General features: G+C 54.0%; 11 protein-coding genes. 4 read left to right on the forward strand and 7 right to left on the reverse strand.

Annotated features, from left to right (window positions below; translation table 11 throughout):
* Window positions 1-519: 519 nt before the first annotated feature.
* From MK110_02950 to MK110_02965, 4 genes are all read left to right on the forward strand, one after another.
* Window positions 520-1,233 carry a hypothetical protein gene (locus tag MK110_02950; protein ID MCH2210232.1) on the forward strand — a complete coding sequence of 238 codons (714 nt, stop codon included), beginning with the start codon at window positions 520-522 and terminating at the stop codon, window positions 1,231-1,233.
* Window positions 1,234-1,552: 319 nt separating this feature from the next.
* Window positions 1,553-2,494, forward strand: coding sequence for a protein kinase (locus MK110_02955; protein MCH2210233.1), 942 nt, complete (start codon window positions 1,553-1,555; stop codon window positions 2,492-2,494).
* Between the two features lie 413 nt (window positions 2,495-2,907).
* Complete coding sequence (locus tag MK110_02960) at window positions 2,908-6,081, forward strand: HEAT repeat domain-containing protein (protein MCH2210234.1); 3,174 nt, start codon at window positions 2,908-2,910, stop codon at window positions 6,079-6,081.
* Window positions 6,082-6,211: 130 nt separating this feature from the next.
* A complete protein-coding gene (locus tag MK110_02965) occupies window positions 6,212-7,585 on the forward strand; it encodes a DUF1501 domain-containing protein (GenBank protein ID MCH2210235.1) in 1,374 nt (457 codons plus the stop codon).
* Between the two features lie 4 nt (window positions 7,586-7,589).
* On the opposite strand, the gene MK110_02970 is transcribed toward MK110_02965, so the two are convergent.
* From MK110_02970 to MK110_03000, 7 genes are all read right to left on the reverse strand, one after another.
* Window positions 7,590-8,948 carry a hypothetical protein gene (locus tag MK110_02970; GenBank protein ID MCH2210236.1) on the reverse strand — a complete coding sequence of 453 codons (1,359 nt, stop codon included), beginning with the start codon at window positions 8,946-8,948 and terminating at the stop codon, window positions 7,590-7,592.
* Window positions 8,949-8,974: 26 nt separating this feature from the next.
* On the reverse strand, window positions 8,975-11,308 hold the full coding sequence (locus MK110_02975) for a hypothetical protein (GenBank protein MCH2210237.1): 2,334 nt from the start codon (window positions 11,306-11,308) through the stop codon (window positions 8,975-8,977).
* 191 nt (window positions 11,309-11,499) lie between these two features.
* On the reverse strand, window positions 11,500-12,849 hold the full coding sequence (locus MK110_02980; protein MCH2210238.1) for a DUF1501 domain-containing protein: 1,350 nt from the start codon (window positions 12,847-12,849) through the stop codon (window positions 11,500-11,502).
* Window positions 12,850-13,107: 258 nt separating this feature from the next.
* A complete protein-coding gene (locus tag MK110_02985) occupies window positions 13,108-15,612 on the reverse strand; it encodes a DUF1549 domain-containing protein (protein MCH2210239.1) in 2,505 nt (834 codons plus the stop codon).
* Between the two features lie 284 nt (window positions 15,613-15,896).
* Entirely contained in the window at window positions 15,897-17,150 is a 1,254-nt protein-coding gene (locus tag MK110_02990; GenBank protein ID MCH2210240.1) for an MFS transporter, read from the reverse strand.
* A gap of 471 nt (window positions 17,151-17,621) precedes the next feature.
* Window positions 17,622-19,076: a DUF1501 domain-containing protein gene (locus MK110_02995; GenBank protein ID MCH2210241.1), complete on the reverse strand. Its 1,455-nt coding sequence runs from the start codon at window positions 19,074-19,076 to the stop codon at window positions 17,622-17,624.
* A 137-nt stretch (window positions 19,077-19,213) separates the two neighbouring features.
* On the reverse strand, window positions 19,214-21,316 hold the full coding sequence (locus MK110_03000; GenBank protein ID MCH2210242.1) for a DUF1549 and DUF1553 domain-containing protein: 2,103 nt from the start codon (window positions 21,314-21,316) through the stop codon (window positions 19,214-19,216).
* Between the last annotated feature and the right edge of the window lie 253 nt (window positions 21,317-21,569).

Raw genomic sequence — 21,569 nt, forward strand, 5'->3', positions numbered from 1 at the left:
GTGAATGTCAGCTTCCGGGTTGACTGCTGTCGCAGAAACAGGCGATCCTCCTCGCCTGTTCCGCATGTGAATCTCTTCTGCTGTTTTCCAGAACCGGTTCCCACCGGTTGAAGTCAAATCAATAAGCAGTTGCTGTCGGTCCTACGTTTGATCAGATAAGTGAATAGAAATAAATTTCCGCTGAAATCAGCCCGACAGCAGAACGTCGCCTGCCAATCGCGGTTTGTGCGGCCGTATCGCAATCGAATTCAGACGAATGCCTGAAAACACTTCCGATGTGTCGCTCTGAATATCGGCAAAAATTCGTCAGAATCCGCACCGAAAGATACTGAACCTGCCAACACTGTGACTTGATTCCGTATTCGGAATTAGACCTGATTGAGTCAGGTCACTCGTTGGTGATCTTGGATATGCTGAGTCATTGACACCACCTTGCCGGAGTGTGGAATTGAGAGTTGGCCTGGATAACCGATCGATTTGCCTTCACCGTCAGAGAATTATGTCGAGACAGGGCAAGTTATGACTGTCATTCGCTGCATCGTTGTTTTTCTTATCTGCTTTTCCATTACCGGATGCCATCGACCGAATCGCGATACTGTCTCCCCCAGTTCAGCCGGTGATCAAGCTTCAGCTTCTGCAGATTCGAAGAACCGTGATTCTGATAAGACGGCAGACCAGGATCATAGCCAGGCAGATGAATATGCAGAAATGGAAGCCGTGTTGCCACTCTCAAATAAAGAAGTGAACACTCTCAAAGCGGCATTCCAAATGCGTCAGGCAGCGGTGTCTTCTTGGATGGAATCCAATGGAGCCACGCTTGCACAGCTTGAAAAGCAAATGGCGGCTGCCGCCAGGTCTCGCAATCTTGCCGGCGTCAGGAGAGCGAAAGCAGAGGCCACTCCATTGCGCAACGAATTGAGAGAACTCATTGACACGCATGAACAATCGATTCTCCGAGCGCTCTCAGTCGAGAACGCAACAGCATGGAATGCTCATCAGTTAAGTCAGCGAGTTCTGGATTCGATGAAAACGCTGGATTTAAACAAGGAACAAATCGGTCAAATCCAGATTGCGGCAGTGACCGTTGTTGAGTCCGTAATGAACAAAAAAAATCCTGATGCTGCCGGGTTTCTGATGTTGGAGAAGACGGCTGAGTCACAGGTGCTTACGTCAGCTCAGCGTGCCGCTTATCAGGTAGAAAAGAAAAAGAGCCCGCTGAGATTACTGCGTTGACAGTCATTGTCAGTGATGAACGGTACAGTGCTTCACAGATGTGATCTGTGGGTGGGCTTATCTCTGTTTTTGTGGTTGCCCCGATGGCATATGTTTTGGGGAACGTTCGAGCATTCTGATTCAACCAATGCTGCAAAGTGCGACACCGTTGCTTTCCCTGAGCTATGGATGTTTCACTGAGATGGTCAGCAATTTGCTGATGCTTTCGGAGATCACTTCAAATCTTCGGCCATGACTGTTTGTGGTACTGCATTTGCGTGTATGTCCTGTCCTTTCTTTGATACCTCCGATTTGGCTTCACCGGCAGGAGAGGAGACGTATGGTTGCATCAGACCAGCTGTCCAACGTCATTCCCGATCGTTGCTTTTTGTGTGGTAAACCATTTCGTGTTCACCCGTCTGTTAACTGTGGTGATGCGGTCTGCCCTCACTGCGGGGTTTTGGTATGGCCGCTCAAAGAACGAAAAACATTTGCCTTTGTCCCGCGATCTCAGTTTGGAAATGTTTATCTGTGCAGGAGTTCGGCCAATGGCAGGTTATGTCGTGTACTCAACCTGGCACCAATTCGTTGTCAGGATCAAAACCTGACAGATCTGATTGTGCGCAATGCGGGACTGTTCAAAACAATCCGGCACGAAAATCTGCTGAATGTTGTCGCCGTTGGTTCCACGGATGAACGACCTTTCGTTGCCATGGAACATGAGGACGGACTCTCTTTGTGGAGTTGGCTGCAGCGTGTCCGTCGACTGTCAACCGGAGACGCGGTCAATGTCTTACTTCAGTGTGCGAATGCTCTGAAGGCCATTCATGATGCTCGGCTCATTCACCGGTTTGTCAGTGTGGACAATGTCATCGTGGGAAGACACGGAAGAGTCCGGCTTTCTCCGGGTGCTCCACTGCACGCCGGGGGGGGGCTGAAATTTCCTGAAGCGGGGAACAGGATCACCTCAGGGCAGGCGTCGGGATTTCGCCGGACAGCCTCATCGTCCGATGTATATGCACTGGGAGTGATGCTCTATACAGTGCTTACCGGTCAGCGGCCCTGTCAGCATGACAGCAATCTCACCCCATATTCGGACAGCGTTGACGACATGACGAGGTCTCTATGCAGTACGGACCCTGCGATTTCAGAAGCTCTGCGCAATACCATCGTTTGCGTACTTGATGCGGATCCGGCCGTTCGGCCCGATGTGACGACGTTTTTTGAACAGCTCCGGGAAACGGCTCTGGCAAATCAGCATCTGACATTTTTATCGCAGTAATCGAATGACCAATCTGACACTGCAATTCCTCTGAGGGACTGGCTGGACGCGGTGTCCTTTCCTGTGCCGACGTTTCCTCGCTCTCGAAAACAGGTCCTTCAATGTTTGTTTTAGCGTAATGTGGTTAATCAGACGGCTGCTGGTACTGAAACGACCAGTCGCAAAAATGAGTAATCAGGTTCATTCAGCTGTGACCTGCTTAGCATCAAACGCGGGTTGTGCGAGTTCCGCCGGACGTCGGGCATCACTGGCTTGTTGCTCATTCATGATCGCAGGTACGATGGACGTATGACACGCTTGCTGAAGTCTTACCGCTGAATGTTGGGGGCAGTGACGAGACTCACACGACTGACGAATTTGATTCTGATATCGAAGCGGGTAATTCGAGCGGCAAAGTGAAGAAAGAATCGGTGATGCGGAAACAAGTCTGTCTGCCGATCTTCTGCATGGTGACGTGTTTCCTGGTCACTTTCGGCTGCCTGGCCGGTGAAAGTGAATCAAAATTTGTTCCGCCGGAGATGCACGTTCCCAACGGATTTGTCGTTGAAGTCGTCGCTGCGCCGCCGCTGGTTGAATATCCAATGATGGGATGTCTGGATGAACTCGGGCGGTTGTATCTGGCAGAGTCTCGTGGTCGGAACCTTGATAAGAACGGACTGCTCGCAGCGAAGCACCGTTTCATTCGCATGCTGGAAGATACCGACGGGGACGGCACGTTTGATAAGAGTACGATTTTTGCTGACGGCCTGGTCATGCCGGAAGGTGCTGTCTGGTATCGCGGGTCACTGTATGTGCTGTCTTCACCCTACCTGTGGCGGTTCAGAGACACTGATGGAGATGGTGTCGCCGATGAACGTGAGAAACTTGTTGGTGAAATGGAATTTAACGGAAAAGCCAATCAACATGGCGCATACCTTGGTCCCTGCGGCCGGCTGTATTTTTCAGGCGGCATTTTCGGATACGATCTGACTGGATCGGATGGTAAACCGGCATACCCAGTGAACAAGGGGACCGCACCGGGGGTGTTCTCCTGCCGGCCGGATGGCAGCGATGTTGAGATCTTTGCGACTGGCGGGATTAATCCGGTCGAGGTGGTGTTTTCACCGGAGGGTGAGTTGTTCACAACCTGTCCGATCATCGACACCATTGACGGCCGACATGATGCCCTGATCCACTGGGTCCGGGGGGCTACGGCCGGCCCCACTGATTTTCGTCCGCCGCCACTGCCACAAACGGGTTACCGCCTGCCGCCACTGATTCGCTGGGGGCAGGTCGCTCCTTCCGGGTTGATGATGTATCGTGGTGATGCACTGGGATCGAAGTATCAGGGACGTCTGTTCGCGACGCATTTCAATACGAGATCCGTCGTTACTGCCGGACTGGCACGGTTCGGTTCAACATATCGTTCCGTCGATGAACAGTTTCTGACATCACCGAATTCAGACTTTCATCCGACTGACATTATGGAGGATGCGGATGGCAGTTTGTTGCTGATTGACACGGGCGGCTGGTTCAACATCAGTTGTCCGTTTTCGGAAATGGCCAAACCCGAGATTCCTGGTGCCGTGTACCGGATTCGCAGGAGCCGCACCGAGCCCGAAAAAGATCCACGTGGTCTGTCTCTGAACTGGAGCGATCCTTCATTTGAAGAATTGTTTGCACGGCTCGGGGACGTACGGCCGTTCGTTCGTGACCGGGCCGTCGCCACATGGCATGCTTTGGGTCAGCGATCTTCCGGCGATGTTGCGGCCAGATTTCTGAGGGAGACCCTGACTGCAAATACACTGAACCGGCCTGAGTCAGCACTGGCTCGGCGAAACGCTGTCTGGGCTGCATCCCGAATTGGAACTGATGCGGCACGTTTGGCTGTTGTTGCGGGACTTGAGGATCCTCAAACTGACGTTTGTCAGGCAGCCATCCGCAGTGCCGGCATTCTTAGGGAACGCAGAGCACTGGATTCACTGCAGAAGATTCTGCTGGATCACAAATTGCCATGGCCGCTTCGCCGAACTGCTGCAACATCTCTTGGCCAGATTGGTGAGGCGGAAGCGGTTCCCGCACTGCTGAATTCTGTTGTGCGTGGTGGAGACAATTTCTTCCGTCATGCTGTGATTTATGCATTGATTGAGATCGATAACTTTGATGCAACTTCAAAAGGTCTGAATGCTGCCAGTCCACCGGTCCGACACGCGTCGCTTATTGCTCTTGAATCCATTGACGCGACGCAACTCACACACTCACTGGTGTCTCCCCTGCTGGAAACGGATGATGTTCAACTCAGGCAGGCAGTTCTGAACCTGATCAGTGAACGCGAAGGCTGGAGTGATGAGATCATTGCGTTTCTTCAGGAATACACTGCGAGAAACAAGGCGGATCCGAGTCGACAAGCCAGTGTACGCGGAGCGATCTTCAACTATTCAGGACATGAACGTGTGCAGGAAATCGTTGCGCAGGCTCTGCTGTCACCAGACACCGCGGCGGAGGTTCGCTCTGTTCTGCTGGAAGGTCTTGCCCGCGTGCCGACTCTTCCGGATCGCTGGGTTGATTCACTGCGCAAGCTGCTCACTGACGAAGCTGTCCCGGACGTAATTCGTGAGACCTTGGCGGTCCTTTCCTCTTCCGGAACCAGTCAGCTTGATGAAGCGCTACGGTCCGTCGCTGCGAACGCGAAGCATTCGGATGACCTGCGGGCAGCGGTGTGGTGTTGTCTTGCTGCCCGCGGAGTCGCGATTCCGGATACAGCGTTGACTCTTCTGGGGTGTCGAGTAACGGATCCCGCATTCGGCCCACTGGAACGCGTGGAAGCTGCGCGGGCGATTGCAGCTGCGAAACTCAGTGATCATCAACTGGTGGCTGTCACGAAATACGTGAAACAGGCCGGCCCCGTGGAGTTGCCGGTAGTATTGAGTGCCTTCGAAAAACGGTCGTCAAAAACAATTGATCCGGCTGTCGCGACAGCGCTGCTTGAGTCGCTCGGTCAGTCAGGCGCACTGGAAACTCTGTCGCGTTCGCAGTTAAACAGTCTGCTGCAGGGTTTTCCGGAACGCATACGGCAGGAAGCCGGTTCATTGACAAAGCGGCTGCAGACGGGTGACAGCAGTCAGATTGAACGACTTGAACAGATCTCATTGGAACTTGTTGAAGGTGATGTCCGGCGCGGCCGCCGGATCTTCTTCAGTAGCCGGTCAGCGTGCAGTGCCTGTCATCGAATTGCGGGCCAGGGTGGTTCGATCGGACCTGATCTCACACGAATCGGCAGTATCCGCAAACGTCGTGATCTGCTGGAAGCGATTCTGTTTCCGAGCGCGACCATTGTTAACAACTATGAAACATGGCTGGCTGTGATGACCAGTGGCCGAACACACAGTGGTGTGATCCATCGAGCAACGTTCCACTCCATCGTCCTGCGAAATGCTCAGCGTACGGAACTTCTACTCAATCGAAACGAAATCGCCGAACTGGTCAGACAGCCGAATTCTATCATGCCTCAGGGCCTGGACCGTATGCTGACGGCGGGTGAACTGAGCGACCTGCTTGCTTTTCTGCAGTCGCAGCGTGAGGCAGTGGAGAATTCTGTGCCCGAGTAGTGTCAGTACGATTGCTTCGACTGATCGGACCTGGTCAGACTGTCTCCGTGGTGATTTACCATGACATTTGGATTTGAAACATTTTACTTCTGCTGCATACAATGTCCGAACTGTCTGCTGGACACGAATTATGCTGGAAATCTCGACGGGACATCAAACATCGAATCGACGTGAGTTCCTGCAGATTGGAACTCTCGGTCTGGGCAGTCTTACGCTGCCAGGCCTGTATGAGGCACGAGCAGCCCTTGCCGGGCAAAGCAGTTCGATCAGCAACGACAAGTCGGTTGTCCTGTTGTTCCTCACGGGTGGTCCAAGTCAGATTGAGACCTTTGATCCCAAAATGACGGCGCCCACCGATATTCGCAGCGTTACGGGTGAGGTTGGAACGGCAATTCCGGGTGTGACGTTCGGCGCGACGTTTTCGCGGATAGCCCGGCTGGCCGATCGAATGGCTGTTGTGCGTTCGTTCACGCATAGTGAGAGTGATCATACGAAGGCCGTGCAACAGGTGATGCGCGGCGGCAATACTGTCAACAATGCGGGACTAGGGGCGATTACGGCTCGCCTGCGCGGCACCAGTCACGTGGATTCCGGTATCCCTACACAGGTATATTTGAGCGCCAAAGAAGTTGACCAACAATTTGACAAGGAACGACTTCGGTTGCTGGAGGCGGCCGGACCGGGGCAGATGGCCGGAATCTATGCTCCTTTTCAGACCGGGAGTCGGTCCGGTACCGCGGGCAACATGCAGTTCAGGATTGCACAGTCTCGACTGGACGACCGGATTGCTCTGCGTCGGGCTCTTGATGAATTGAATCGTCAGGTCGATATCCGCGGGAAGATGGGTGAATTGGACAGGTTTGAAACTCAGGCGATGGACCTGCTGTTTGGTCAGGCGAAGGCTGCCTTCGATGTGTCACTGGAGGATCCACGACTTCTTGCCCGTTACGATACGTCACATTTTACGACCGGAATCCACGAAGATCGGTCTTCGTCGCTGGGGCACCAGATGCTTCTGGCACGCCGACTGTGTGAAGCGGGCTGCGGTTTTGTCACCATCCACAATCCTGGCTGGGACATGCACGGAGGACCGAGGCAGTACAATATGCCGAACGGTATGCGTGAACTGGGCGGTCCGGTGGATCATGCCGCCAGTGCTTTTCTGGAAGACGTGGCTGCCCGCGGCTTAAGCGATCAGATTCTGCTGATCATCACAGGTGAGTTTGGACGTACGACAAAAGTCAAAGAAGATGGCGGACGTGATCACTGGCCTCATCTGAGTACGCTTGCCTTAGCCGGAGGCGGACTCAACATGGGCCAGGTGATTGGTCAGTCCGATCCTCACTGCGGTGAACCTCAGAGTGACCCGGTCACACTTGATCACCTCTTCGCTACTGTTATGCATACACTGTTTGACGTTTCCAGACTGCGTGTCGAAGCAGGTCTTTCGCGTGACATCATTGGTTTACTGGAACGCGGACGGCCGATACCACATTTGCTTTAAGACGTCATGGCCGCGGTCCACCGGGTTCGATTCCCTGCGGTTCGGGCATTTCTTCGGTGATGATTTTCCAGTTTGCTCCCATCTCCCGCATCTCCTGGAAATCCTGTGACTGATAGGTAATTGCCGGAGCAGGCAGATTCTCGACACGGCCCTGATGGACACGGGATTCCATTGCGGCGTCCAGAACGGCGGTGGCCAGCAGTGTTCGTTCCACCGGATACGGTGCGCGCCTGCGAAGGATGAATCGCTGGATGGAGTAGGCCAGTGCCTTGAACAGGTTGCGATTTCGCCATGGTCCCACATAAAAACTGGTGGCGAGCGGCTTGGGATCACCCTTGATTCTGCAGGAAAAATTCCAGCGAAAGTCGTTACTGCCAACTCTCAGAACCGTCGCCCGCAGACCATCGTGGTAACGTAGCAGGATTGCATGTGACGGAATCACATTCCCGTCGACGCTGCCGGGTTCCACAAAGGCACGTAACGGGGGATGGTCCGGTCCCAACTCTGCCTGAATCGCTGCACTGGCCAGATCCGCCGACCATTCACCCGCATCCGCGGCATGCCAGACATCATCATCCTGCAGGAAACGAACGGATTTGATACCCGTTTCTCCACCTGCGCGAAACTCAATCAGCGATTCAAGCTGTTCCAGACTGTGAAAGTCATACACCTCCAGCGGCCCGCCGTGAATGGCAACGGCTTCGTCGATTTGTATACCGTTTTCAAGTTCAAGCGGAGGTCGGCGCTGTGCCAGCGGAACGGAGCTGCCGGCCATGAAGGGGATCTCCTGTTGCTGAGCGGTCTCGTACATTTCCAGCGCCCAGTCCTTTCGATAGGAAAGGTGCTTGTCGTTGAACAAGGGGACGCTTCGACCGCTGCGTTTCATCACAGCAACGATTTCGTCGAAAAATCGCTTCCGTGGATACATCCGCTGACCCTTGCTGTTGACCGGATAGTCGCCGAATTCTGCGATCGAGAGTACACCGTCAACAGCCAGTGACTTTCCACCGAGACAAAGTGCGCCGTCGATGGTCGGGAAGATTCTGATGCCGTAATCGTCTGCGACATCTCGCGCCATATCCCGATCCTCAGGGAACTGATCAACATAAAAACTGACGACATCGACGCCAGGATCGGTCAGGACGCCATTGTGATAATATGGCTCCAGAAAATTTTCCAGAATAACGTGCGCGTGGCTGCGGAAAGAAAATTCCGTCAGTACAACTGCGACTTTGGGACGCCTGCCATCCGAATCTCCGTGCAGACTTCCACTGAACGCTCCCGTGAGCGAAATTCCTGCTGCAACGTGACCGGCCCGCGAGAGAAACTCACGGCGGTTGGGATCTGCGTTGTGATCTGGCACACTGTTCTCCCCGGAAACAACGTTGGTTACTCAACGACGATACTGGTATGTGCTCGTGCGACAACCGGAAGGTTGCCGGCGTCCATTGCTGTGCCCCTGACGGTGCAGGTGACCTCACCGGTCACTCGCGTATTGGAGAGGACTTTGATGCGGAGCTTCGCCTCAGACTGGTTCGGTGGAACAGTGACGGGATCGGCAGCAAGTGTTCCTGCGTATCCGGGCGGCACTTCCAGTTGCAGTTCAACCGGCATCGGGAGTTTTCTCGCACGCAGAATCTGCACAGGCAGTTCAATGGATGTCCCGCGCTGTACCGGAACGTCCGGAGGCTGCTGTGTGATCTTAAGTAGCGCGCCTTCGATCGACATAACGATGCTGCCTTCCATGGAGCTGACCAGATGACGCACATTTCCCGCCGGATCAGGGACCTGAGCCACGGCAATGAGTGCCATTCGCTGAGTCAGATTGGTGCCCAGCCACTCCGGCATATAGCTGGGATAAAAAGCACGTGTGTCTTCCGCTGGAACCACGATTTCCTGAGGGCCGCTGATGCCCTGTCGATGTCGAGACTGGTTGGCAGCCATCATCAGCCGTACCTCGCCTCCGAATCCTTCCAGTCGTTCGACGATCACCTCGCCAGGATGCGTGGTTCCGCGATGTACGGTTCGCCCTCCATCTTTGTCAACCGGGCGTGCCTTACAACGCGGTTTCATGGTCATTGCCAGTAACGTACTTCGCGTTACCCGCGTGCCACTCGCCTGAGAGACTGCAGTGATTTCCACCATATTCGCAACGACTTTAGAATCTGCCGCGGAGGTCAGCGGAATTTTCAATTCGCTTGCATCAGCGGCAATAACGAGATCATCGGGAGTAGTGAATCCATCAGGAAGTCCGTTCAGCTGAATCAGGATTGGTTCGGCAAATTTTCCGTTGCGAACGACGTTGACAGTCAGGTCGGTTGCAGCACCCAGAGCTGCATTCAAACTTTGTGGAACCGTGAGTTCAAACCCTGCATCGGGAGGTGAGACTACTGAGAGGTGAAAAAAGGCCAGTGGCGTGCCGGCGAGACCTGTCACATGATCGCTCACGACAACAGTACAGGGGCCGTCGGCGGGTACGGTAAATTCCAGAGCAGCATCCGTGGAACCGTTAGCGTCATCGTTGGAGGCCAGTTGGCTGCCTTCAGGACCCAGAATTTCCAGTGCAACGTCCAGGGGAGACCCGATCTGCCGGGCCGCGACCTGCAGATTCCATATTTCACCCTTTGTCCCTTCAAACCGGAATCGTTGTTCGCCGGACGATTCCAGTTGAGACGTGATCCCGATCGGGCTTAGCGAAAGCTGCTTATCAGACGCGGGATTACCGACGATGATTGGCGTGTCACTCATCGGGAAGCTAAACGGCGAGGCGAGACCCACCGGTGTTTCCAGCTGGTATTCCCAAGTGGTGATTGATGCATCTTTGGGAAATGACACATCGCATGAAATTGATTCAGGTTCCATTGTACCAGTCGCAACTCCAGGTCCGAAAAAACGGACTGAGACTGTTTGCCCGCGTTGTGCGACAGCCGGTACGGCTGCGAGTACTCTGGGGCCTTCGGACAGATACAGCCGGTAAACGAATGAACCGTTGCCCGCGAAGTCAATGTCTCGCACGCTGACGACGTATTCAGTATCGGCCTCAGCCAGAAATGTGAGCACAGGATCGACGCCTTCTGTGTCCACGGCATCCGCCACCAGACTGCCGGCGATATCTTTTACTTCCAGAACTCCGTGAACCGGTGTTCCCAGCTGATGTGTAAACAGTTTGCAATTGACGAGCCCTCGCTTTTGCGGGATGAATCGATACCGGTCAACTTCTTCGATGCGGCTCAGGCGTCCGGAGACTGTGATCGGCAGACCGGGCAGCGCCTGAGGTCTTCCGTTGCGGTGTTCGGCCTCCACGACTTCAATTTCGTTACTGATGACAAACCTGCCGATATTGCTGACCCCGTTTGCATTGGCCAGCTGCCATTCAATCATCCCGGCCGGCATGTCAGCCGGAATCGTGATTCGTGCAGGAACCTCTCGTGCCAGTGGCGCGTCCGCAAGGTTAGCTTTATCACCTTTCCAATACGGAGGAGGTGTAATCAGGATGTCCCCGGGAGGGCCCAGAATCTCCAGCCGGACCCGCGAATCATGTACGAAGAACTGCGTGTCCGGCGTCAGATTGTGACCACCCAGCCGTACGTCGACAGTTGTTCCTGCCTGTCCACCGGCGGGAAAGACGTACCCGATCTGTGGCGAGGTTTGGGCGAAAATACTGTTGAACCCCAAACCGACTACTGTCAGCGCTACAAGTAAATGGAGTCGTCGTCCGAGCATCGGATTGTCCGTTGAGGGGATGAGATTCAGCATCCGGATGAATAAGAGACGGGTTTCGAGCTGATTGAAAGTTTGGCTCGATGCAGCGTCCTGACAACACCATGTCGGGGCTGAAGAGGTGTCGTTGTGATGTTCTCCGACGGACTGGCTCTGTCAGTGACATCCATTCCGAAACACTCACGATGCAACACTTAACCCACCAGTTCCCGGATCACCTGACCATCCGCAAGAATGGGCACGGGACGACCCAGAGGGGTGTGGTAAGTTTTTTTTGTATCGATTCCCATCAGTTGAAAGACTGTCTGAAGCAGGTCTTCGACACCGTAGGGTTGAGTGACGGGGTGTTCTGCGTATTTATTGGTTGCACCAATGACTCTGCCAGGTTCAATTCCTCCCCCGGCAAACAACACACTCTGGGCCGCCGACCAGTGGTCGCGGCCGGCCTCCTTGTTAATCCGAGGCGTGCGGCCCATTTCACCCATCATGATGACCAGCGTGGTGTCCAGCAGACCTCGTTCTTCCAGATCGGTGACCAGGGCTGAGAATGCCCGATCGGCATGGGGGATCAGATCGTTTTCCAGACTGGGAAAGCAGGTGAAATGTGTGTCCCAGCTTCCGTGGTCGACTCCGATGAATCGGCATCCTGCTTCCACCAGCCTCCGCGACATCAAAGCGCACTGACCCAGCGATGTATAGCCGTATCTTTCTCTCACGGTGTCCGATTCCGCATGGATGTCGAATGCCTTTTGGGCTTCGGACGATGTGATGAGATCGAACGCTTTATCGTAGTAAGTAGACATCTCACGGGAGCGACCCGTTGACGCGACAGGACGCAGTGCCTGATCGACACCTGCCAGCAGACGCTTGCGCAGTGCAAGGCGATTTGAGTCAACCCCTCGAACGAGTCCCAGATCCTTAACCTGAAAGTCCGGCTGAACAGGATCATTTTCGATGACAAAGGGGCCGTACTCGGCGCCGTAAAACCCCGGACCACCGGCATTCATCATATTCGGCAGGTTCACGTAAATAGGAACCTGACTACGGCGGCCAAGTTCACGCGAAATGACCGAACCCATCGACGGGTAGAGTGCATTTGTTGGTGCACCGCCACCCTGTCCGTCACCAAAGCCGGCTCGACGACCAGTCATCATGTAGTGATATCCGGTCTGGTGGCCGTTATCTGAATGTGCGTGGCTGCGAAGGATTGTGAATTTGTCAGCAATCTTTGCACATTCAACGCAGTGTTCACCAAAAAATGTTGTTGGTACCGAAGTAGGAATCGGTTTGTAGGGTCCTCGAATCTCAGTGGGGGCATCCGGTTTGAGGTCCCACATGTCGATGGTGCTGGGACCTCCTTCCAGGAACAGCATAATACAGGCTTCGACTTTTCGATTTTGGACACTGGCTGCATTCGCTTCGAGTGCGAGCAAACCCGGCAGCGACAGACCGGACAGCATTCCGGTTCCGCCAATTTTGAGAGCCTGTCTTCTGGGAACTCGATCGCAGTAGCCGTTTCGAACTCCGCCGGATTTGAATTTCATCGTTTACCTCACCGAATCCATACGTAGCCCGGTCCGACTGGCTGGTTCTCAGTCGTGTGCTGCCACATACCTGTGTGTCATCATCGTCGAATATGCCGGTAGAGCCAGTGGGACTCTCTAATTTGCGACTCACAGAACATAAATTACCCTCATCTGGTCAGCAAAATCCGGTCCATAATCCGCATCGGTGAATGAGGCCTCTGCCGGCTCTAAATCATTTGCTGATAATATGTTATTGCGTGACGACTGCACGATCCCTCAATGATTGTAAAGGAATTCCTTGGAGTTCAACAAGGACCAAAGTACGTCTTCGGTTGCGGTCCGGCGATCGTGTTTACGGAGGGAAAAAGCCTGCAACATTAACTCTGTTTCGGCTGGAGTAGGAAATCGGGCCACGGCGGAAAGGTACAATTCGTCGACCACTGTCTTCGCTGACAGGTTCGAATCAGCCAATTTTCGGGCGACTCCATTGCGGGACTGGATCTTGCCAGCCACTTCCGGCGAGTTCATCAGGTGCAGAGCCTGGCTGATTGATGGCTCGTTACTGCGCTCACACTCGCACACGGTCGTCCGCAGTGGACGTCCGAAAACGCGAAAGAAGTATGACGGCATTCTGTTGTCCCAAATCTCAATTGCCCGGTAGCCCTGCGGCCAGCCATTGAATTTTTCGGGAACTCCCGTTCCCTGGCAAATGGCATCCAGTAACACCTCGGCTGCCAGCGGCTTATCAACCGAATGAGAGTGGTTCTGTAAATCTCGCTCATTCCATTTGTTCGTCTGAGAACTCAGCTGATAGACACGGGAATTCAGCAGGGTTCGTGTGAATGACTTCAGATCAAAACCAACGTTATGCATATGTTTTGCCAGGGCGTCCAGCAGAGCTTCGTTCGAAGCAGGATTTGTGCTTCGCATGTCGTCAATCGGTTCAATCAGGCCACGGCTGAAATAGTGTGCCCACAGCCGATTGGCAATCGTACGAGCCAGAAAGGGATTTTCCCTGGAAGTCATCCATTCCACCAGAACGTCCCGACGATCGGGATGCATTGTAAAGTCGGCCGGCGGTGCTCCCAGCGCACGAGTTGGTATCGTCTCTTCCGTTCGTGGATGATTCAGGTCACTTCCGCCTTTGGAAAAAACGGCCTCACCACCGACCGGCACCGATTTACGCTGGACTCCGGTAAAGAAGCCTGCCAGTGCGTAATAGTCATCCTGTCCCCATCTGTCGGATGGATGGTGATGACACTGGGCGCATTCGATGCGAACTCCCAGGAATAGCTGGCTGATCGATCGTGCCAGGACATCCGGTTCCGTGACAGCTTTGTAAAATGCGGCCGGGCCGGTGGCCAGTGTGCGCCCGCGAGCCGCGACAATGTCACGAACAAAATTGTCGTATCGACGGTTTGTTGCGAACGACTTCCTGAGCCAGCGATTCATCGCGATCGCTCCGCGAGGCGTAACAGCCGCTCGGTCTACACGGAGCAGATCGGCCCAGCGCATCGCCCAAAAATCCGCGTATTCAGGTCGATCCAGTAATCGATCGATGAGTACTTCACGTTTTTGGGCACTGGAGTCTTTAAGGAATGTCCGGGCTTCATCTGCAGTAGGCAGCGTGCCGATCGTATCCAGAAACACTCGACGCAAAAACTCAGAGTCACTGGCAAGATCACTTGGAGGGATTCCGAGGAGTTCCAGCTTGTCCCAGACAAATTGATCCACAAAATTGTGTTCCGGCGGACGAGGGAACGGCGGACTCTGTTGGGGCAGTGTAAGTTGGCAGACAGTAACCTGGTCCATGTATCGTACTGAAATTGCCACTTCTCCCGGCAGATCAGAAACCTGGACCCATCCGCGACCGTCGACACTGCCAATCGTTTCAGCATTGGAGACGTATTCAGCTTCGGTCGTCACACAACGCCGGGTACCAGTCGAATCGATCCCGGTGACTCGCAACTGCTGTGCACCATCCGCATACAGGACGCGGTGCTGCGGTTCCACTTCAATTGCCACGATCGGTTTCACCTTCGGTGAAGAAAACGGTGCTCCTTCAACAACCCAGCGACTGAATCGACGGTAAAGTGCACTGTGGAGTTCAATCCTGCGTCCACCGCCATGAGGTACCTGCGCGGTGGCCTTGCGAATCAGCAGACTGTGGTCCGGCATCGCCGGTGTCACGCGGCGACTACGCCCGTTTCTGACAATCGCTTCATAGTCGCTCCCAGGATCATGGCCGAACACACTCAGAGCGAAACCGTTCTGCCCGCCGGATTTTCCGTGACATCCACCTGCGTTACACCCGGTCTTGGTAAGCACGGGTATGATTTGTTGTTCGAACGAAACTGGTACCGGTTTCGTGAGGCCGGTGACTGTCACCGGAATGTGCAGGGATTCGAATGCAGTCAGAGAAAATTTTTGGAAAACGATCGAGTCTGTCAGGGGGCTGACAATAATTTCCGTCTGACCTTCGCGGTAAGGTGAGACTAAACCTTCCGGGGATACGTCCGCGATGGCGGGATTCAGACTTCGGTAAGTCACTGCTCGGCTCAGATCGAGACTGTGAATCAAAGTCGATTGCTCTACCGCAGAACCCGTATGCGACGGGAACGACAGCGTCACTAAAAGCTGCTGCGATGCTTCAGGATTGTTCAGTCGAACCTCATTCGGACTGACGGTTACGTCGGCATTCGTCGAAACACAAACGAGGCTCGTGAACAGCCAGCCCGTGATCAGAGTGATATTCCCTGTACTATACCACTGATCCTGCATTATTTTCATTTCATTCAGTCACGCCTGGTCACGTCATGGTGTCTTAGAATTGCGCTACCAGCGAGCTGAGGGAAATCAACCAAACGAACGTTGGTTGGTCTCATTGACACATGCTGTCAAGTCAACTGGTCGTTCTGCGCAACCGTCTCCGAGTGGTTCTGGGCCGCCTGATTTCACGGAGCATGATTACGATTGTAACAGGAATCGTGTCTGTCTTCGCAATGTTTGCCACAATTCGCACATCGGTTTACGACCATTGGAGCGTCAGATTGACGGCACACCGGCTATGCTCTCGCCGGATCGGCAGCCTCCTTCTGCGTTGGCATCAGCAGTACAGCCACGATGCCGGTCAAATACATAAAACCACAGACTCGTCCCACCAAGTCGTAACGCCCCTCAAACTGATCCTTCAGGGCAAAAGCCGTTAACAGAATCAGTGCGGCGACGATAATTCTCCCGAAGTTGAAACTCACCCCACCACCAGTTGACCGAACTCGCGTCGGAAACATCTCGGGCAGACAGAGTGGTAACCAGCCGAAGAAAAATCCACTGAAGAATCCGAGCGCCCTGACCCACGTTTGAAAATCACCGGAATTCGGATCCGGCAGACTATAGAGCATTTGAGTACATGTAAATGCACAGACGCACAGCACCGCGTAACAGATTCTCCTGCCCAGAAGCATTGCCAGAGCACCTCCCAGCAGACTGCTGATTGAACCGGTCCATGCCCGGTTGAAAGAGGTTTGAGCTTTCTTGTTGGTTGCGGTTTTCTTAGACGCTGTATTGGTATCGTCTGCTTTTGTTACGCCGTCCTGCTTCTCTGCGATTTGTGCGAGACGCGTTTCTTCATCAGCTTCGGCTGCCCAGTAACTGGCCCAGTTCGCCACTCCCCAGCCGCCAAATAAGGGAACGAATGCCAGAACAATCCCTATTAAAGTAAGTCTCCGGTACGGGGGCGAAAAGACTTCACCCATCCCGACTTTGGCCGGTCCATTTTTGTCATTTGATGCCGACTGCTGCCGGAGCCATTTTGGTGATTCCGGAACAAGCAACCAGCAAGCGATCGCCAGCAAAATTGGTGTGCCACCGGCCATGTAAGTCCATTGCCAGTCACCGGGATTGACATCCTTGTGGATACAAAGGTAGGCAAACAGGGCGATGCCCACATTGGCGGCGGTTCCCAATATGCCGGCAAGGATAGGTTTCGCGGTGTTGGGCCAGGCTTCCTGAAGGAGTGCCATTCCATTGGGCCACATTCCACCGATTCCCATACAGGTCAGGAACCGCAACAGCCAGAAAATTTCGATTCCTGGTGACAAGAGGGAGACCAGTGAAAAGACACTGTAGACAGCAATGCTGAGAGCCATTGCCCTGGAACGGCCAAACCGGTCTCCCACCCAGCCGAAGACATATCCTCCTGCTGCCGCGCCCAGTAAAAATGCGACAACAAGAAATCCGATCCATTTCGGAACAGCCGCACTTCCTTCCGGCAACAGTGAGGTTGCAACGGAATGATACGTGATGCTGTTGATCGCCATGTGTGATCCGGCGAACATCCATCCGAGGAATGCTGCGCACAGGACCGTTATTCGCTGAGACTGCCTCAGTGATCTTTCATTCTGTGCAGCTGCGGTTACGTCATCGGCCATAACTTTGTCACCGTTGTTTCAGAGTGCCCATAATAAACCGGAGTGCCCGGCATTCGCAAAAATCCATTTATTTTAAATCTTCAGGCTGTCTGCAACGAACTTGTATTCATCCTGTACCGTTGTTCTCCAGCCGTGATTGTTCGGATGCCCTGTGCCGTGACGACCAGTCAGCTGATGATCAGTGTTCGAGTCTGATGTTGTCGTTTTCGATGGAGTGGGTGTTCCCGGACGAGGATTGAACACCAAAACGAACCAACACCTTAAACGTTCTTGTGTCCGGACGCGATGCTGTGGCGGCCAAGTGACGTCCAACCGTCGAAAACACTCGATATCGAGCTGACGGGGCCTTTCTGTTTAGCTTCAAGACGTTTGCACAGTTGTGCCCGATGATCGCAGCAGTTCTGTGACAACTCTCGCCTCACTGACGACCGAATCTGTCAGAGTTTCCTCGCGTCCATTGTGCAGGTACGTGAGTGCCTCATGGTCCAGTCCCAGCTGGTGCAGGAGGGTTGCGTGGAGATCCGGGCAACTCACTCGCTGCTCAACGGCTCGATATCCCAGTTCGTCCGTGGCACCATGCACACAGCCCGAACGGAAACCACCACCGGCTAACAGCAGAGAAAATGCGTGTCGATTGTGGTCGCGGCCGGTTTTGTTTTGAGAAATCGGCAGACGTCCAAATTCACCACTCCACATCACAATGGTTTCATCAAGAAGACCGCGACTTCTGAGATCGCTGATCAGGGCTGCAGAAGGCCGGTCAACCTGAGCCGCGATCGCATCGATACCACCCACGAGGTTCCTGTGCTGGTCCCACGGCATAAACCCGTTGGTATTCGGGGTGAGGATCTGTACGAAACGTACCCCGGCCTCAACCAGCCGCCGGGCCATCAGACATCGTGTTCCATAGTCCCGTGTCGTCTCATTGTCCATTCCATACAGCCGCTGTGTCTCCTGTGTCTCCGACGAGAGATCAAGTAATTCTTCGGCTTCTACCTGCATCCGTGCAGCCAGTTCATAGTTTGCGATCCTTGCTGACAGCCGCGTGTCGTTCGGGTAGAGCTCCTGGCGTTTCCGATTGAGTCTGCTCAGCAGGTCGAGTGTATTGCGCTGCGCTCCCTCGGGACGTTTTTGAGCGGGATGCAGATTGATGAACGGAGGTCCTTCTGTCTGAATTTCCGTGCCACGGAACGCTGCGGGCAGCCATCCACTGTCCCACAGAGCGGTACCGCCGTTTGAGTAGCCGGTGGGTGACCGCAGAACCGCATAGGCCGGAAGGTTTTGATTCTCGGTGCCCAGACCGTAACAGATCCACGAACCCAGAGTGGGACGGCCGGCGAAAATCTTTCCGGTGTGAACCATCCGCAATCCCTGAGGATGATTGTTGTTCTCGGTGTACATTGAGCGGACCATGCAGATGTCGTCTGCCTGTGACGCCAGATGCGGAACCGCACCTGAAAAGTCCATGCCACATTCACCGTACTTTCGGAACCGGTACGGACTTGCCATCAGTCGGTTGGTTTCACTTCCGGTCTGAAATGCTTCGACTTTCTCAGAGTGAACAATGCCATCACGCTTTTGCAGGTTCGGTTTAGGGTCGAACAGATCCATCTGACTGGGTGCGCCGGTCTGCACAAGCAGGATCATGGCTTTCGCGGCGGACGCTGTCTGTGGTGCTCTGAGATGGACGGGTGACCGGATTCCTCCCGTGGAGGCGGACGTTTTTTCTGACTGCATCAGGTGTGTCAGGGCAATTGAACCAATACCCAGTCCGTTGCAATCAAGGAACTGCCGACGTGAAGCAACTGTACCCATAAGACGTGACTGCCGTGGAAAACAATATTCCGAAAAAAGAAACGAGACGTATTTACAGTGTCCGGATACCTGTGTTGCCGAATATCGACCCGACGGCCCCAACTGAGGGGCTGATATTTTGACGTGTGTTCATGCATTCATTCTGCATAGAGAAATTCGCTCATATTCAAAATTGCATGACAAAGATCCACCAGCGCTTCCGCTGAGGCGTTTTCATCAGCGCCGAGGAGGACTGTTTGCTGCTGAAGATATTCCAGACACCATCGACGTTCCGTGTCCGTTGGTTTTCTGGAGACAGCCAGGCGGAAGGCTGTCTCAATCTGCGGCTGCTGTTCCATTCCTGCCATGTCGCGAACGCGCTGAGAGAACTGCTCTGCCTGAGCGCTCAGAAATTCGTCGTTGAGCATCATCAGAGACTGAGAAACCACGGCCGAGGGCTGTCGTTCGGAGCAGGTCGTACCAATCACCGGCTGATCAAAAACTGTCAGCAGCGATGGATTGTATGCTCGGCGAACCAGCAGATAAATACTCCGCCGATGTCTTCCGGTCTGTTCTTCCACCACACGGCCGTCAGGATTCGTCTGTGTTCGGACCGCCGGACCGCCCATTTCCGGATTGAGACTGCCGGCAATCGACAGCAGTGAGTCCCGCACGACTTCTGCATCCACACGGCGCAGCCTCATTCGCCACAGCAGATGATTTCCTGGATCAACGGATTCCGCGGTCGCGTCGCCGGCTGAACCACAGTGTGATGACTGACGATAGACCGTCGAAGCAACAAGTTGCCGAATACACTGTTTGATGCTCCAGCCACTGCGTTCAAAGTTGGCGCTCAGCCACTCCAGCAGCTCAGGATGCGTGGGAGGCGTCGCCTGCAGGCCAAAGTTGCCGGAGGAGGGCACCAGACCTTTACCCATCAGGTGCATCCAGATTCGGTTTACCATCACTCGTGCCAGCAGAGCGGAGGCCGGCGTATCGGGACGTGTCACCCAGTTTGCCAGTGCCGTCCGTCGCCCACTGGTTTGTCCCCTGACTATTTGACGGTCTGACACGTCAGTGTGTTCAACATCGGATCGATGAGAATCAAGAACAGTCAGAAACCCTGGTTGAACCTCGTCGCCTGGATGTTCATAGCTGCCACGTATATGCACATGCGTGGCCGGCGCCGGACCGACATCCCACAGAGCCTGAATTCTGCCTGGAGACAGGCGGCGTAATTCGAGTGTGCTGATCTGCGATTCGAGCTTTTCGGTTTCCGCTTCGGCAGGCAGGCCGTCCAGCTGTTCTTTCAGAACAGAGATCTCACGATCGAGTGGCTCATTGTGACGATTCATCTCCGTCAGGCCGGCTGCTGAAACATCCGGCAGCGAACGGTCAATGACTTCGTCGCGATACCCGATGACTGCTTTCCAATTTTTCGAATTGTAAGCCGGGGCAAGTATCGCCATCAGGCTGTAATAGTCACTTTGCGGCAGCGGGTCGTATTTGTGATCGTGGCAACGAGCACATTTGAGTGTGACGGCAAACAGCGATGTGCCGACGATCTCCAGTGTGTCATGGATGACTGCGTAATGATTGGCCGGAATGTCACTGATGGGTTCGTGGCTGAAATCCTGTGCTGTGCGAAGAAATCCGGTCGCAACAAGATGCTCGATGATCTCCGGCGTAAATGTTTGGGCATTTCTCCAGTCGACGGCTTCATCGCCTGCCAGTTGCTGACGGATAAAGACATCATACGGTTTATCCGAATTCAAAGAGTTGATGACGTAGTCGCGGTAGCGCCATTTTCCTTCGGCAAGTACAATCCCGTCCGGATTCATGTCAAAACCGACGGTGTCGGCATAGCCCACGACATCCAGCCAATGTCGTGCCCAGCGTTCCCCAAAACCTGGTGACTGCAGAACCCGTTCGACCAGTCGTTCCCACGCGTTCGGATGTTGATCATTCAGGAACTGATCAATCTCTGCAGTATCCGGTGGCATTCCGACCAGATCCAGATACAGCCGCCGGATCAGCGTCGGCCGGTCAGCGTCCGGAGAAAATCCCAGGTTGGCCGCTTCAAGTTTTGCCAGTACAAACGCATCCACCGGTGACCGAAGTCGGTCACCGGTCTGAACCTCAGGTGGATCTGTTGGTGTCAGATTCTGAAATGCCCAGTGATCGACATCCTGAGACCTCAGACTGCTTTCAGACATTAAAACGATCGAAATCGCAACAAGGATGTCTTTTGACTGGAGCATGGCAATCTGCATCTGAAGGACGATGAGACGTAGAATACGCCGGATTCTGACGAAGTCCAGGTTGGAATGAACTTTGTCTCCTGCTTCCAGCCTGAACAGTTGTTTGCGGTCATTCGATATTGTTTTCAGAATCTTTAGTACAATACGAACGTTGTTGCAGCATACCGACTGCAAAACTGGTCAGTACGTCGACCGCCGCATCACGGCGTACTGAAGACAGAGATCAGTGCTGTGGCCAAATCCTGATCAGGGT

It is taken from the genome of Fuerstiella sp. (assembly GCA_022447225.1).
GTDB lineage: Bacteria > Planctomycetota > Planctomycetia > Planctomycetales > Planctomycetaceae > S139-18.

Bases quoted from the DNA above. Each gene is read 5' to 3' on its own strand.
- MK110_02960 (MCH2210234.1), top strand. From the start codon at position 2,908: ATGCGGAAACAAGTCTGTCTGCCGATCTTCTGCATGGTGACGTGTTTC.
- MK110_02980 (MCH2210238.1), bottom strand. From the start codon at position 12,849: ATGAAATTCAAATCCGGCGGAGTTCGAAACGGCTACTGCGATCGAGTT.
- MK110_02995 (MCH2210241.1), bottom strand. From the start codon at position 19,076: ATGGGTACAGTTGCTTCACGTCGGCAGTTCCTTGATTGCAACGGACTG.
- MK110_02985 (MCH2210239.1), bottom strand. From the start codon at position 15,612: ATGCAGGATCAGTGGTATAGTACAGGGAATATCACTCTGATCACGGGC.
- MK110_02965 (MCH2210235.1), top strand. From the start codon at position 6,212: ATGCTGGAAATCTCGACGGGACATCAAACATCGAATCGACGTGAGTTC.
- MK110_02990 (MCH2210240.1), bottom strand. From the start codon at position 17,150: ATGGCGATCAACAGCATCACGTATCATTCCGTTGCAACCTCACTGTTG.
- MK110_02955 (MCH2210233.1), top strand. From the start codon at position 1,553: ATGGTTGCATCAGACCAGCTGTCCAACGTCATTCCCGATCGTTGCTTT.
- MK110_03000 (MCH2210242.1), bottom strand. From the start codon at position 21,316: ATGCTCCAGTCAAAAGACATCCTTGTTGCGATTTCGATCGTTTTAATG.
- MK110_02950 (MCH2210232.1), top strand. From the start codon at position 520: ATGACTGTCATTCGCTGCATCGTTGTTTTTCTTATCTGCTTTTCCATT.
- MK110_02975 (MCH2210237.1), bottom strand. From the start codon at position 11,308: ATGCTCGGACGACGACTCCATTTACTTGTAGCGCTGACAGTAGTCGGT.